At 74.4% G+C, this 13,474-nt stretch carries 12 protein-coding genes; 7 read left to right on the top strand and 5 right to left on the bottom strand.

Going from position 1 to position 13,474, the window contains the following annotated elements:
* Positions 1-39 precede the first annotated feature (39 nt).
* Genes E1266_RS18430 through E1266_RS18440 form a run of 3 tightly spaced genes read right to left on the bottom strand, consistent with a single transcriptional unit; the run spans position 40 to position 2,884 of the window.
* On the bottom strand, positions 40-657 hold the full coding sequence (locus tag E1266_RS18430) for a 2'-5' RNA ligase family protein (RefSeq protein WP_243718551.1): 618 nt from the start codon (positions 655-657) through the stop codon (positions 40-42).
* On the bottom strand, positions 647-1,723 hold the full coding sequence (gene trpS, locus E1266_RS18435) for a tryptophan--tRNA ligase (RefSeq protein ID WP_132048576.1): 1,077 nt from the start codon (positions 1,721-1,723) through the stop codon (positions 647-649). Before trpS ends, E1266_RS18430 begins: the two co-directional genes overlap by 11 nt.
* An 18-nt stretch (positions 1,724-1,741) precedes the next feature.
* Positions 1,742-2,884 (bottom strand): hemolysin family protein, encoded by a 1,143-nt coding sequence (locus E1266_RS18440; protein ID WP_207945746.1) that lies wholly within the window; start codon positions 2,882-2,884, stop codon positions 1,742-1,744.
* Positions 2,885-2,967: 83 nt separating this feature from the next.
* On the opposite strand from E1266_RS18440, the gene galE reads away from it, so the two are divergent.
* Positions 2,968-3,921, top strand: coding sequence for a UDP-glucose 4-epimerase GalE (galE, locus tag E1266_RS18445; protein ID WP_132048552.1), 954 nt, complete (start codon positions 2,968-2,970; stop codon positions 3,919-3,921).
* Positions 3,918-5,078 (top strand): galactokinase, encoded by a 1,161-nt coding sequence (gene galK / locus E1266_RS18450; protein ID WP_132048554.1) that lies wholly within the window; start codon positions 3,918-3,920, stop codon positions 5,076-5,078. Before galE ends, galK begins: the two co-directional genes overlap by 4 nt.
* Here the strand turns inward: galK and E1266_RS18455 are convergent.
* Both E1266_RS18455 and E1266_RS18460 read right to left on the bottom strand, forming a co-directional pair.
* A complete protein-coding gene (locus tag E1266_RS18455) occupies positions 5,075-7,777 on the bottom strand; it encodes a hypothetical protein (RefSeq protein WP_132048556.1) in 2,703 nt (900 codons plus the stop codon). The two genes, galK and E1266_RS18455, sit on opposite strands and share 4 nt — an antisense overlap.
* The gene (locus E1266_RS18460) at positions 7,774-9,543 is read right to left on the bottom strand and encodes an HSP90 family protein (RefSeq protein WP_207945748.1); all 1,770 of its coding nucleotides are present in this window, start codon (positions 9,541-9,543) and stop codon (positions 7,774-7,776) included. The genes E1266_RS18455 and E1266_RS18460 overlap by 4 nt, the downstream gene beginning before the upstream one ends.
* A 316-nt stretch (positions 9,544-9,859) precedes the next feature.
* Between E1266_RS18460 and E1266_RS18465 the strand changes: the two genes are divergently transcribed.
* The 5 genes from E1266_RS18465 to E1266_RS18485 form a co-directional block, all read left to right on the top strand.
* Entirely contained in the window at positions 9,860-10,537 is a 678-nt protein-coding gene (locus E1266_RS18465; protein WP_132048560.1) for a class II aldolase/adducin family protein, read from the top strand.
* Complete coding sequence (locus E1266_RS18470; RefSeq protein ID WP_132048562.1) at positions 10,534-10,971, top strand: carboxymuconolactone decarboxylase family protein; 438 nt, start codon at positions 10,534-10,536, stop codon at positions 10,969-10,971. The genes E1266_RS18465 and E1266_RS18470 overlap by 4 nt, the downstream gene beginning before the upstream one ends.
* A complete protein-coding gene (locus E1266_RS18475; protein ID WP_132048564.1) occupies positions 10,968-11,960 on the top strand; it encodes an ABC transporter substrate-binding protein in 993 nt (330 codons plus the stop codon). Before E1266_RS18470 ends, E1266_RS18475 begins: the two co-directional genes overlap by 4 nt.
* Entirely contained in the window at positions 11,957-12,724 is a 768-nt protein-coding gene (locus tag E1266_RS18480; protein WP_132048566.1) for an ABC transporter permease, read from the top strand. The genes E1266_RS18475 and E1266_RS18480 overlap by 4 nt, the downstream gene beginning before the upstream one ends.
* Before the next feature lie 2 nt (positions 12,725-12,726).
* Positions 12,727-13,474, top strand: a 748-nt coding sequence (locus E1266_RS18485) for an ABC transporter ATP-binding protein (protein ID WP_347876729.1), incomplete at its 3' end; no start/stop codon positions are given.

Here is a 13,474-nt window from a genome sequence, read left to right on the forward strand (position 1 = left end):
CGCACGGTGAGCCCCGATGCAGCGGACGGTAATCAATCGTTAAACGCGGCGTTGCCCGCCCTCGCCGAAGACGAAGTCGTACTGGGGGCGCCAGACCCCGTCCCGGCCGTGCTCGTACAGGGAGAAGCCCCACACGTCGAAGTCGGCGCTGTAGCCGGCGAGCTCCTTGAACGCCCGGTCCATGACCTCTTCGGGCAGGTGGTGGGCGATGGTGACGTGCGGGTGGTACGGGAACGGCAGCGGCCGGGCCAGCGGACCCGACAGAACCCTCGCCTGGAGCCGCTCGCAGCCGCTGATTCCTTCGGCCAGCGCCACGAAGACGACCGGGGACACCGGCCGGAACGTTCCGCTGCCGCGCAACTTGATGCGGAACGGCCGCTCGGTTCGGGCGATGTCCCGCAGGTGGTCCGCCACGGCGCCGAGCTCGTGCTCGGGCACCTCGGTCGGCGGCAGCAGCGTGATGTGCGTCGGGATCGCGGTGGCGAGCGGGTCGCCGAAGGAGGCGCGCTTGGCCTGCAGCAGCGCGCCGTGCGGGTCGGGGATCGGGATCGCGACCCCGATCGCGCGGACCTCCGTCCCACGGGCGGCGCCGCTCGCGGCGGGCCCTCCCCCGGGGCCCTCCGCGGCGTCGTCGTGTGCCGCGCGGTCAGCTACCACGTCCCACGAATCCCACCCGGTCGCGGACGGCGTCCATCGTCCGCGAGGCGACCCTGGACGCGCGTCCCGCGCCATGGGCGAGGACCCTGTCGAGCCGGGCCTCGTCGTCCAGCAGCTTGAGGGTGCGCTCCCTGATCGGCGTGAAGGTGTCGAGGACGATCTGCGCGAGGTCCTTCTTGAACTGCCCGTAGCCGGAGCCCGCGTAACGGCGCTCCAGGTCGGGAATGGAGGTGCCGTCCAGCGCGGAGTAGATCCGCAGCAGGTTGGTGACGCCGGCCTTCTTCTCCTCGTCGTAGACGACCTCGGAGCCCGTGTCGGTGACCGCGCGCATGATCTTCTTGCGCATCGGGCCGGGCTCCTCCAGCACGTCGATGATCCCCTGCGGCGAGGAGGCGGACTTGCTCATCTTCGCGTCCGGCTCCTGGAGGTCGGTGATCTTGGCGGCGCCCGGCGGGATGTGCGCCTCCGGCAGGACGAACGTCTCCCCGAACCGGTGGTTGAAACGCTGCGCCAGCGTGCGGGTCAGTTCGAGGTGCTGCCGCTGGTCCTCCCCCACGGGGACGCGCAGCGCCCGCTCCCCCTCACCCGGCTCGGGCGAATACAGCAGGATGTCGGCGGCCTGGAGGATGGGGTAGGTGAACAGGCCGACGGTCGTCCCGCTCGTCCCCTGCTTCGACGACTTGTCCTTGAACTGGGTCATCCGCCCCGCCTCACCGAAGCCGGTGAGGCAGCTCAGCACCCACGCCAGCTCGGCGTGCTCGGGCACGGCGCTCTGCACGAACACCGTGGCGCGGTCGGGGTCGAGGCCCATCGCGAGGAGCTGCGCGACGGCGGCCTTCGTGCGGCGGCGCAGCGTCGCCGGGTCGTGCTCGACCGTGATCGCGTGCAGGTCGACCACGCAGTAGTAGGCGTCGTGCGTGTCCTGCATCGAGACCCACTGCCGCAGCGCGCCCAGGTAGTTGCCGAGGTGGAACGAGTCGGCGGTGGGCTGGATGCCGGACAGCACGCGGGGGACGGTCCCCGCGGCGGCATCGGCGGAGGCTGGGGTGCTGGGCGCTTCGGGCATGTGCACGGACCGATTCTCTCAGGTGGTTCCGGAGGCTCCGCCGCCGGTGGCCCGGCTCGGGGCGGGACCGGTGGACCGGCCCGCCGGGGAGCCGGTGGCGGCGTCGCCGGGGACCGCCCGCGGGGTCGCGGGCGGGGTGCCGGGCGGCGCCGTGGCGGCCTGCGGCGCAACCCGCGGCATGACGCGCACGCGCGCCACCCGCCGCCCGTCCATCCGGGCCACCGCGAGGCGGCGGCCCCCGGCCTCCACGGAGTCGCCCTCGGCGGGCACGCGGCGCAGCACCGCCATGATGTGCCCGGCGACCGTCTCGTAGGGGCCGGCGGGGAGCCGGATGCCGGTCTCGGCGGCGAAGTCGTCCAGGTTGAGCAGGCCGTCGACCTCGACCACGCCGCCGTGCAGGCGCCGTGCCTGCGCGTCCTGCACATCATATTCGTCGCGGATGTCGCCGATGAGCTCCTCGACGAGGTCCTCCAGCGTGACGATCCCGGCGACGCCGCCGTACTCGTCCATGACGATCGCCAGGTGGCAGCCCTCGCGGCGCATCTCCGACAAGACGGGCAGCACCCGCTTGGTGGACGGCAGGAACTTCACCGGCCGCACCAGGTCCCCCACCCGCACGTCCGCCATCCGCGCGTCCACCATCGGCACGTCGTTCACCGGCACGTCCGAGACCGGCACGTCGACCACGGGCACGTCGACCACGGGCATGTCCACCGGCACGTCCCGCGCGGGCGGTTCCGGGAGGTCCGCGGCGCCCGGCAGGTCGGGGACGAGCAGGTCGCGGATGTGCACGAAGCCGATCACCTCGTCGTGCGAGCGGTGGCAGACGGGGAACCGGGAGTGCGGGCTGCAGGCGGCGATGCGCGCGGCGGCGGGCAGCGGGAGCGCCGCGTCGAGGAACTCCACCTCGGTCCGCGGCACGAGCACCTCCCGCAGCGGCCGCTCCCCCGCGGCGAAGACCTCCCCGATGAGCGCGCGCTCGTCCGCGGTGAGCTGGGTGTTCTCGGCGATGAGCGCCCGCATCCGCTCGGCGGTGATCTCCTGCCGCAGCCCGGCGGGGTCGCCGCCGGAGAGCCGGACGACGAGGTCGGCAGAGCTGGACAGCAGCCGCACCAGGGGGCGCGCGAGCCCGCGGGGCGGCCGCGGCGGCGTCCGGTCCATGCGTTCAGCCTTCCCCGTCCGGCGTTCCGGATAGCCTGGACGGGCCCCGCCGTACCCGAAACTTTCGCCGTGGAGGTCCGTTCGTGAAGCTTCTCGTCACCGGAGGCGCCGGTTACATCGGCAGCGTGGTCTCCGCTCTGCTCGTGGAGGCGGGGCACGAGGTCGTCGTCCTGGACGACCTGTCCACCGGGCATGAGGACGCCGTGCCGGAGGGCGCCCGGCTCGTGCGCGGCACGATGCGGGAGACCGCCGCCGACGTCCTCGGCGGCGCCGGGTTCGACGCCGTGCTGCACTTCGCCGCCAAGTCCCTCGTGGGCGAGTCGGTCGAGAAGCCCGGCCTGTACTGGGACAAGAACCTCGGCGAGTCGCTGGCGCTGCTGGAGGCGATGCGCGTCGCGGGCGTGCGGCGGATCGTGTTCTCCTCGACGGCCGCGACGTACGGGGAGCCGGAGTCGACGCCGATCCTGGAGACCGACCCGACCCGCCCGACCAACCCCTACGGCGCGTCGAAGCTGGCGATCGACACGACGCTGGCCGAGTACGCGCGGCTGCACGGCATCGGCGGGGTGTCGCTGCGGTACTTCAACGTCGCGGGCGCCTACGGGCCGCTGGGCGAGCGGCACACCGTGGAGACCCACCTGATCCCGAACGTGCTGAAGATCGCGCAGGGCGACGGCGAGTCCGTGCGGCTGTTCGGCGAGGACTACCCGACCCCGGACGGCACCTGCATCCGCGACTACATCCACGTGCTCGACCTCGGCCGCGCCCACCTGCTGGCGCTGGACGCCTGCGAGCCGGGCCGGCACGCGGTCTACAACCTGGGCAGCGGCACCGGCAGCTCCGTCCGCGAGGTCGTCGAGGTGTGCCGGGACGTCACCGGGCGGGACATCCCGGTCGAGGTGGCGCCGCGCCGCCCCGGCGACCCGGCGGTGCTGGTCGCCTCGTCCGGCAAGATCCAGGCGGAGCTGGGCTGGAAGCCCGAGCGCGACCTGCGCGCCATGGTCGACGACGCGTGGACGTTCCTGCGCTCCCGATGACCGATTCCCGCGCGCTCGCCGAGGCGTTCAACGAGGTGTTCGGGCGCGAGCCGGAGGGCGTGTGGCACGCGCCCGGCCGGGTCAACCTGATCGGCGAGCACACCGACTACAACGACGGGTTCGTGCTGCCGTTCGCGCTGGGCCTCGGCGTGTCGGTGGCGGCCGCGCGGCGCGGCGACGGCGTGGTCGAGGTGCGGTCGCGGCAGGCCGCGGCCGCGGTGACCGCTCCCGTGGACGGCGGGCCGGTCGTGTCCGAGGGGTGGCCGCCCGAGCGGGCGTGGGCCGCGTATCCGGTCGGGATGGCGCGGGTGCTGCGCGAGCACGGCACGGGCGGCGCGTCCCTGCTGATCGACTCCGACCTCCCGCAGGGGGCCGGGCTGTCGTCGTCCGCCGCGCTGGAGTGCGCGACGGCGCTCGCGCTCTGCGACCTGCACGACGTGGCGGTCGACCGTCCCGCGCTGGCGCGGCTGGCGCAGCGCGCCGAGAACGAGCAGGTCGGCGTGCCGTGCGGGCCGATGGACCAGGCGGCGTCGCTGCTGTGCACGGCGGGGCACGCGCTGCTGCTCGACTGCCGCAGCGGCCTGTCGTCGCAGGTCCCGTTCGCGCCCGCCGGCTCCGGCATGACGCTGCTTGTCGTGGACACGCGGGCGGCGCACGCCCTGGCGGGCGGCGAGTACGCGCGGCGGCGCGCCGAGTGCGAGGAGGCCGCGGCGCTGCTCGGGGTGGCTGCGCTGCGCGACGTCAAGGACCTCGCCGGGGCCCTCGGGACGCTCCGCGACCCGGTGCTGCGGCGCCGCGTCCAGCACGTCGTCACCGAGAACCACCGCGTCGAGGCCACCGTCGGGCTGCTGCGCGCCGGGGCCGTCACCGAGCTCGGCGCGATGCTGAACGCGTCGCACCTGTCGCTGCGCGACCAGTTCGAGGTCTCCTGGCCCGAGGCCGACGCGACGGTCGACGCGGCGCTGCGGGCGGGCGCGCGGGGCGGCCGGATGGTCGGCGGCGGCTTCGGCGGCTCCGTGCTCGTCCTCACGGCCGCCGACCGCGCGGCGCGGGTGCGGGACGCGGTCGCCGCCGCCTACGCCGAGCGCGGCTGGACCGCCCCGGAGTTCATCGAGGCCGTGCCGTCCGCGGGTGCGAGCCGCGTCACGCCCGCCTAGTTCTCCTCCAGCGCGGACCGGATGTCGTCGCGGAGACGGGCGGCCTCCTCGGCGGGGCCCGTCTCGTCCAGGGCGGTGAAGCCGTCCACGGCGGCGGACGCCTGCGACACCGCCTCGGCCAGCCGCCCCACCTGGGCCAGCACGCGGGCCTGGTCGTAGGAGACCAGCGCGGTCTCCCACACGCGGGCGGGCTCGTCGTCCGGCGGCAGGCCCGCCAGCGCCGCGCGGGCCGACTCCATGGCGGTGACGGCGCCGTCGCCGTCCCCGCACCACAGCAGGCACATCGCGGCACGGCGGCGGGCGCGGACCACGCCGGTGGCGTCGCCGGCCTTCTCGTGCGCCTCGGCCGCCGCCGCGAACCGCTCGGCGGCCTGGGCGTCCCGGTCGAGGTCGGTCAGGATCTCGCCGGCCTCGTCCAGGAAGTGCGCGACCGCGCCGTGGTCGCCGTCCGCGGCGGCGTCCTCGGCGAGGGCCGCGAACGTCGCGGCGCCGTCCTCCTCGCCCAGTTCCTTCTGCGCGTGCGCGAGGATCAGGCGGCAGCGCCGTGCGGCGAGCCTGTCGTGCGGGTCATTACGGGCTGGGTCGGCATGGGCGGGGTCGATGAGGGCGGGGAGCGCCTCCTCGGCGACCTCGGCGGCCTCCAGGCAGCGGCCCGTGGACAGGTACGCGGCGGCGAGGTCCACGCGAAGGTGGACGGCCTGCTCGTGGAGTCCCTCGGCCGTCCAGCCCGCGATGGCCTCGGCGAGGTCGGCGACGGCGTCCGCCGGGCGGTCGGCGGCCAGGAACGCGAGCCCCCGCTCGGAGTGCGCCGCCACCCGCATCGGCGACCCGGCGGGCTGCGCCGCGATCACCTCGTCGAGCAGGGCGAACGCCTCCTCGTCGGGCCCGCCGTCCCGGCGGGAGAGGACGCGGGCGAGCAGCAGCAGCGGGGCGGCGGCCTCCGCCGGGCCGCCGGACGCGCGGGCGGCCGCGGCCGACCGGCGCAGCGCCGCGACCGCGTCGTCGGCCCGGCCGGTCAGCAGGAGCGACTGCCCCCGCAGGAACCACAGCTCGCCCGCCCGGTCGGGGGCGTCGTCCGGGTCGACCCGGTCGAGGGCGGCGAGCGCCTCGGCGGGCCGGTCGTGCTCCACGTGCGAGGTGGCGAGCCGCAGCAGCGCGCCGGTGGCGTCGCCGTCGCGGGTCGGATGGCTCGCGAAGTGCTCCACGGCGGCGGTCATGTCCGCCGGCCCGCGCGGGTCGCCGAGCTTCGCGCGCATCGCGCCGAGCCGGCCGAGCGCGCGGTGCCGGCGCGTCTCGTCGCCCAGCTCGCCGAACAGCCGCGACGCCTCCTCCCAGCAGGCGGCCGCGCCCTCCTCGTCGCCGTCCAGGGCGCGCTCGACGCCCCGGCCGTCCAGGCGGCGGGCCCGCTGCAGCGGTGTCGGCTCGGCCGTCCCGGCGAGGTCGTCGAACCGCCGCCACGCGGCCAGCGTGATCTCCACGTCCTGGCGGGTGCGGCGTTCGTCGGCGATGTCCAGCAGTTCGTCGAGGTCCGCCACGGACGCGACGTCCTCGTGCGGGGAGTCCGCCTGGACCGGTTCCGGGGCGGGCGCGGGACGCCGGTGGTGCGCGGCCAGCGGCACGAAGTCCACGATCGGCTCGGACGCCAGCGTGGCCCGTATCCGCTCGCTCTGGCAGGGCGTTCCGTTCCGGGTGTCGAACCGCGCCGCCAGCGCCGTCGCGCGGTCGGCGAGCTCGGCGCGCAGCTCCGGCAGCGGGACGTCGGCGGCGGACCTGCCGTCCGCGGCGGGCCGGCGGATGGTGGCCGCGCCGTGCCCGGCCGCCGCGACCCGGTCCAGCAGCAGCGCCGCCGCGGCGGCGAACTCCATCTCCGCGTGCGGGCTCGGCGCCCGGTCGAGCCACCCGAGGTGCCGCTGGACGATCTCCAGCCCGCGCGCCCCGTTGCCGGTGGCCGCGCAGAACTCGACGTGCTCGGAGATGTCGCCGAGGTCGGCGAGCCGCGCCCGGTGCACCCGGTAGGCGCGGCGGTGCGCGTCGGCGGCCTGCTCGGTGCGGCCCGTCCGCAGGTACACCGGCAGCATCGCGGTCAGGACGGCCTGCGGCTGCTCGTTGCACGACAGCTCCGAGCCGAGCACGGGCGCCGCGATCTCGATCGCCTCCTCGTACCGCCCGACGCGGGCGAGGTGCCGGACCATGCCGGTCGGGTCGCAGCCCTCGCAGTCCGACAGCTCGTCCCGCCGGGCGGCCCGCCACTTCCAGTACCAGTCGTCGACCGCGTCGTCGCCGACGTGCTGGGCCACGAGGTGGCGGCGCCGGTAGACGGCCTGGAGGCTGTGGCCGCCCGCGAGGTAGCGGCGCTCCATGTCGTCCAGCAGCGCGTACGTGCGGTCGAGGGGGACCTCGGGGAACAGCGTCAGGGACGACACCACCGCCTTCATCTGCCACAGCAGCAGGTGCGTCTCGTCGAACCGGCCGGGGTCGCGGTCGTGGTCGGCGAGCGCGCGGCTGAACGTGGCGAGGGCCTTGGCGGGCTCGCCTCCGTACTGGTAGGCGTCGGTCAGCCGGGTCCGGACCCGGAACGCCAGCTCGTCGTCCCCGGCGGCCTCGGCGCGGCGCAGCGCGTCCTCCACCAGGACGGTGCGGGCCTCCCCGTAGGGCAGCTCCTGCGCCTGGGTCATCAGCGCGTAGACGTCGTCGGTCACCGGGGCGCCTCCGGAGCGTGGACGGCCCACTCCAGCAGGCCGATGAAGGAACGGTTCAGGACCGCCGTGTCGGCGGGCCGCAGCGGGTGGTGCCCGAGGAGCAGCGCCTGGCCGTACAGGGCCTGCACGGCCGGCTCGACCGGCCCGCCGTCGCCCAGGGACATGACGCGCCGCGCCAGCGGGTTGCGGTGGTTCAGCACCAGCTGCGGGCGCTCGACGCCGGCCGTGGCGCCGACGGCGCCGAGCACGTCGGCCCACAGCTCGCCGGCCTCGTCCCGCGCCCGGCCGAGCTCCTCGCGGAACTGCGCGTCGCGGCTGGTCAGGTACAGGGCGGGCAGCGACGCGGGATCGAAGTCGCGTACCACGACCTCGCAGCCGAGCCGGTCCACCGCCCGCTGCGCCGCCGCCAGGAACGGCCGCAGCGACAGCTCCGCCGCCGGGTCCAGGACGCCGAACGTGGTGGTCAGCTCCGCCGCGTCCAGCCTGCTCAGGCAGATGTCGGGGTCGAGGTCGGGCAGCCGCTCGATGATCTCCGTGTCGTGGACGTAGCCGCCGTTGACGAGCCCGACGCCCTGCGCCCCCGCGACCGCCGACAGCCGCCGGAACTCGTCCACGCTCGCGGTGAACCGGCCGTCCGGGTGGCGCCGCCGGAACTCCGCCAGCGTCATCGGCCCGGCGGACGTCTCGTACTCCAGCCAGCGGTCCACGATGCGGAGCATGTCGTCGTCGTGCAGCGCCATCGCCTTCACGCCGAGCTGGTGCAGCCGCAGGAACCCGCGCAGCCGCGGCGGGTCGGTCTCGGCCAGCCGCACGAGCCACTGCCGCAGGACGTCCCCGAGGCCGTCCCGGGTCGCGTCGAGCAGCTCGTCCTCGTAGAGCGCCTCGCGGCTCGCGGTGGGACGCAGCTCCCCCGCGTCGACCACGCACCGCGCGAAGAACGCCCATTCGGGCAGCAGCCCCTCGACGCCCTCGGCCAGCAGCATCCGCTTGACGTAGACGCGGTGCGCGGCGCGCGCGGTGGGCGACACCGCCTGCGGCAGGACGAACGCGACGCCCGTCAGCCCGGCCACCGGCACCTCCAGGTCGACGACGTCGAACGGCGTGAATCCGTAGAGCTCCTCGCAGTACCGCTCCAACGCGCGCTTCCGTGCCGCCGGGTCACGGTGGTGCGCCAGCCACGGCGGGCCGTCCCCGGTGATGGGACTGCCGTCGACGGTGAGCTCCACCGGCAGGAGCGACCCGTACGTCCGCGCCAGGTCCGCGACGGCCGCCGGGCTCAGCAGCTCGGCCGCGCCCTGCCGCGCCCGCAGCGTGACCGTCGTCCCCGGCTCCGCCCGCCGCCCCGGCTCCACGCGGTAGCTGCCTTCGGAGCGTCCCGTCCACCGGACGGCGGCACCGCCGCGCGCGGACCGCGTCACGACCTCGATCTCGTCCGCGACCAGGAACGCCGACAGCAGGCCGATCCCGAACTGCCCCAGGAAGTCGTGCCGGGCGAACCCGAGCTCGTCCCGCTTGGACGACCGCCCGATCGTGGCGAGCAGCGTGTGCACCTCGGTCTCGGTGAGTCCCACGCCGTCGTCGTGGACCCGCAGCACCCCGCCGCCGGTCTCGATGACCACCCGGCCGCCGTCCGCGCCCCGGGCGGTGATCGCGTCCACCGCGTTCTGCAGCAGTTCCCGCAGGTAGACGCGCGGGCTCGCGTACAGGTGCCGGCTCAGCAGATCCACCACCCCGCGCAGATCCACCTGGAATGCCTGGTCTGCCACCGACGCCCCCCTGATCATCACATGAGCGATGACACACACTAGCGACCCGTTACGCCCGCTTCGGAGGGATTCACGGGGCAGCCGGGGCGAGCGGCGTGGCCGTGACCACAGCCGCTTGACTCCCTACTTTCTCTACTGATTTAGTTAAGAATACGCCGGCCGCGCCGACGGGCGGTGACGTAGCGCTCGTGCTCAGTGTGCAGGCACCACTGATCCGAGCACTCAAGCCAGGGATCACTCCCTGATCCGCTGACACAACCCTCTATGAACAGACCCCTTCTCTGCCGTCTCACAGCCCTCCCGGAGATTCCTTCAGATGTCACAGACGCTGCAGTCAACAGCTCCACTCCCGCTCGGCGACTCCGACGTCGCGGCGGCGCGCGACGCGCTGCTCGGCGCGGTGACGGACCTCTTCGCCTCCGACGTCATGTCCAAGAGCGGGCACGGGAACGCGAGCGTCCGCGTGCCCGGGACGCCCGACCACCTCCTGCTCACCTCCCGCGGCCTGCTCCGCGGGATCGGGCCGGAGGAGTTCGCGGTGGTCACCCTGGACGGCGACCTCGTCGCCGGGTGGCTGGCTCCCGAGAACGAGGAGATCGTCCGGATGCACACCGAGGTCTACCGCGCGCGCCCCGGCACCGGCTCCGTCGTGCACACCCACTCGCCGTTCACGACCGCCTACGCGGTCGCGGGACGGGAGCTGCCCGCGCGGTACGAGTCGCTGCTGCGGGCGGGGCAGACCGAGGACGTCCCCGTCGCCCCCTACGGTCCGCGGGGCAGCGGCCGGGCCGTCACGCAGATCGTCGACACGTTCACCGCGAATCCGCGCAGCGGCGCCGTCCTGCTCGCCAACCACGGCCTGCTGGCGACCGGCACCGACGCCGCCGGGGCGGCCCGGCTGGTCGTCGCGCTGGAGGAGACCGCGCAGGTCACGCTGGGCGCGACGGCGCTCGGCGGCGCCCTTCCGCTCGAACCCGAAGGCGGCGGCCGGTGACCACCGCCCAGAACGCCGGCCAGAACGCCGACCAGAACGCCGTGCCCGACACCGGTCCCTACGAGGAGACCTACCGGACGCTGTTCGGCGCCGTGCCCGGCAGCGTCCGGGAGCGGTGGGAGTTCAGCGCGGAGCACGGCCGCTTCACCGCCCCCGGCCTGCTCGAAGAGCTGCGCGGAGAGGTCATCGTCCGCAGCCCGCTGGGGCTGAAGGTGCAGCAGCTCGTCCAGTTCGCGCAGCTCGCCGCGCTGGGCAGGGCCGACGCCGCCCGGCACCACGCGCTCGCCGCCGTGCGCGCCGGAGCCCGCGAGCGGGACCTGCTCGCCGTCGCCGAGACCACCCTCATCACGTCCGGCGTGCCCGGATACTCCCTCGCCCTCACCCTGGCCCGCGAAGCGCTGGCCGCGACCGACACCCCGGAGAGCTCGCCATGACCCGTCGTTCCCCCTCGTCCCGGCTGCGCGCCCTCGCGGCCGGCCTCACCGGCCTCGCCATCGGTCTCGCCGCGACCGGTTGCGGCGGCGGCGCCGAAGCCGAGGACGGCGTCACCGTGCTGCGCGTCGGCACCACCAAGACCTTCGGCTGGGTCCCGACGTTCCCCGCGCACGGGGACGACAAGAGCGGGAAGGTGCGCATCGAGGTCGTCGACCTCATCGGCGGGTCCAACGCGATGATCGCGGCGCTCAAGGCCGACCGGATCGACGTGGCGGAGCTGGGCGAGGTCGGCCCGGTGGTGGCCCAGGCCGGGGACGTCCCCTTCAAGATCATCACGGCCACCACGCCCTGGCCGAAGGGGCAGGGCATCATCGTGGACGAGAAGTCCCCCATCAAGTCCCTGTCCGACCTCAAGGGCAAGAAGATCTCCTACGTCCGCGGGACCAACTCGCACTGGACGCTGAACCGCGCCCTCGACTCCGCCGGCCTCACGATGGAGGACGTCGAGCTCGTCCAGCTCCCCGACGGCACCAACGCCCAGCAGGTCCTCCGCAGCGGCAACCTGGACGCCGCGACCGTGATCGACCCGACGCTCACGACGTTCCTGTCGTCCGGCAGCCGCCTGCTCACCGACGGCACGACCATCAACGCCGACAACCCCCTCTTCTACATCGCGAGCGACAAGGCGCTCGGCGCGAAGAAGGAGGCGGTCGGCGAGTTCGTGGCGCAGCTGGCCAGGCACATCGCCTGGGCCAAGGCCGAGCCGGAGGAGCGCTCCGCCGCCGTCGCGAAGCTGAACGGCATCCCCGCGGAGATCGCCCTCAAGGCGGAGCGCAACCGCCCCGCCGGGCTGCACCCCATCGAGGACGCGACCATCCGCGGCAACCAGCGCATCGCCGACCTGTTCTTCCAGCAGGGCGTCATCAAGAAGAAGATCACGGTCGACTCGGTCTTCACCACCGAGTTCAACTCGCGGGCACGGCCATGACCCGGGTACCGCGAACACTCCGCAGGGCCCTGGTCCCGATCGGGCTGATCGCGCTCTGGCAGCTGCTGGCCGAGACCGGCGCCGTCGACCCGCGCATCACGTCCTCCCCCTGGGAGATCGTGACGGCGCTGACCGAGATGATCCGGTCCGGCGAACTGGCCGAGCACATGCGGATCTCGCTGTTCCGCGCGGTCGCCGGGCTGGCCTGCGGGGCGACGCTGGCGACCATCGCGGGCATCGCGGCCGGGCTGTCCCGCTTCGGCGAGGACGCCCTGGACTCCACCGTCCAGGCCATCCGGACCATGCCGTACCTGGGCATGGTGCCCCTGTTCATCCTGTGGTTCGGGCTGGGCGAGGCACCGCGGATCACGATGGTCGCGCTCGGCAGCTTCTTCCCGGTCTACCTGAACGTCTTCAAGGGCATCCGGGACGTCGACGACCGGCTCATCGACCTCGGCCGCGGCTACCGCGTCGGCCGGTGGGAGCTGATCCGCGACGTCATCGTCCCCGGGGCGATGCCGTCCGCGCTCGTCGGGCTCCGCTACGCGCTCGGCACCGCGTGGATGAGCCTCGTCGTCGCCGAGCAGATCAACGCCCAGTCGGGGCTGGGCTACCTCATCGTCCAGGCGAACATCCTCGCCCAGACGTCGATCATCATCACCGCGCTGGCGGTCTACGCGGTCATCGGCATCCTGGCCGACGCGATCGTCCGGCTCATCGAGCGGCGGGCGCTGCGCTGGCGGCGCACCTTCGAAGGAGCATGACCATGACGGACAACGACCCCGCGATCAGCCTGCGCGGCGTCGGCCGAGCGTTCGGCGACCGCGCCGTGCTGCAGGGCGTCGACCTGGCCGTCGCCCAGCACGAGTTCGTCGTCCTGGTCGGCGCGAGCGGCTGCGGGAAGTCGACGCTGCTGCGGATCGTCGCCGGCCTCGACTCCGACGCGACCGGCGAGATCCAGGTCTCCGGCGAGCACGCGATCGTGTTCCAGGACGCCCGGCTGCTGCCGTGGCGGCCGGTATGGCGCAACGTCGCGTTCGGCCTCCGCGGGCCCCGCGCGGAGCTGCGCGCACGCGCCGACCGCGCGCTGGCCGAGGTCGGGCTGCCCGGCCGCGGCGACGCCTGGCCGCTGACGCTGTCGGGCGGCGAGGCCCAGCGGGTCGCGCTCGCCCGCGCCCTCGTCCGCACCCCCGACCTGCTGCTGCTGGACGAGCCCTTCGCCGCCCTCGACGCCCTGACGCGCCTGAAGATGCAGCGGCAGGTCGCCGAGCTGTGGCGGCACCACGAGATCACCACGCTGATGGTCACGCACGACGTGGAGGAGGCGCTGCTGCTGGCCGACCGCGTCCTGCTGGTCGACGGCGGGCGGATCGCCGAGGAGATCCCTGTCGGCCTGCCGCGTCCCCGCGACCCGCGCGACGCCGACTTCGCCGCGCTGCGGCACCGGCTCCTGCTGAGCCTCGGCGTCGACCTGTCCGGCGACCGCGACCACGCCCCCGCCGCCACCCGAGCAC

The organism is Actinomadura sp. 7K534, assembly GCF_004348575.1.
In the GTDB taxonomy this organism is placed as follows: Bacteria; Actinomycetota; Actinomycetes; order Streptosporangiales; family Streptosporangiaceae; genus Spirillospora; species Spirillospora livida.

What these genes read in the sequence shown, in the direction of transcription:
- trpS (WP_132048576.1), bottom strand. Translation starts at nt 1,723, where the DNA reads ATGCCCGAAGCGCCCAGCACCCCAGCCTCCGCCGATGCCGCCGCGGGG.
- E1266_RS18440 (WP_207945746.1), bottom strand. Translation starts at nt 2,884, where the DNA reads ATGGACCGGACGCCGCCGCGGCCGCCCCGCGGGCTCGCGCGCCCCCTG.
- galK (WP_132048554.1), top strand. Translation starts at nt 3,918, where the DNA reads ATGACCGATTCCCGCGCGCTCGCCGAGGCGTTCAACGAGGTGTTCGGG.
- E1266_RS18465 (WP_132048560.1), top strand. Translation starts at nt 9,860, where the DNA reads ATGTCACAGACGCTGCAGTCAACAGCTCCACTCCCGCTCGGCGACTCC.
- E1266_RS18475 (WP_132048564.1), top strand. Translation starts at nt 10,968, where the DNA reads ATGACCCGTCGTTCCCCCTCGTCCCGGCTGCGCGCCCTCGCGGCCGGC.
- E1266_RS18480 (WP_132048566.1), top strand. Translation starts at nt 11,957, where the DNA reads ATGACCCGGGTACCGCGAACACTCCGCAGGGCCCTGGTCCCGATCGGG.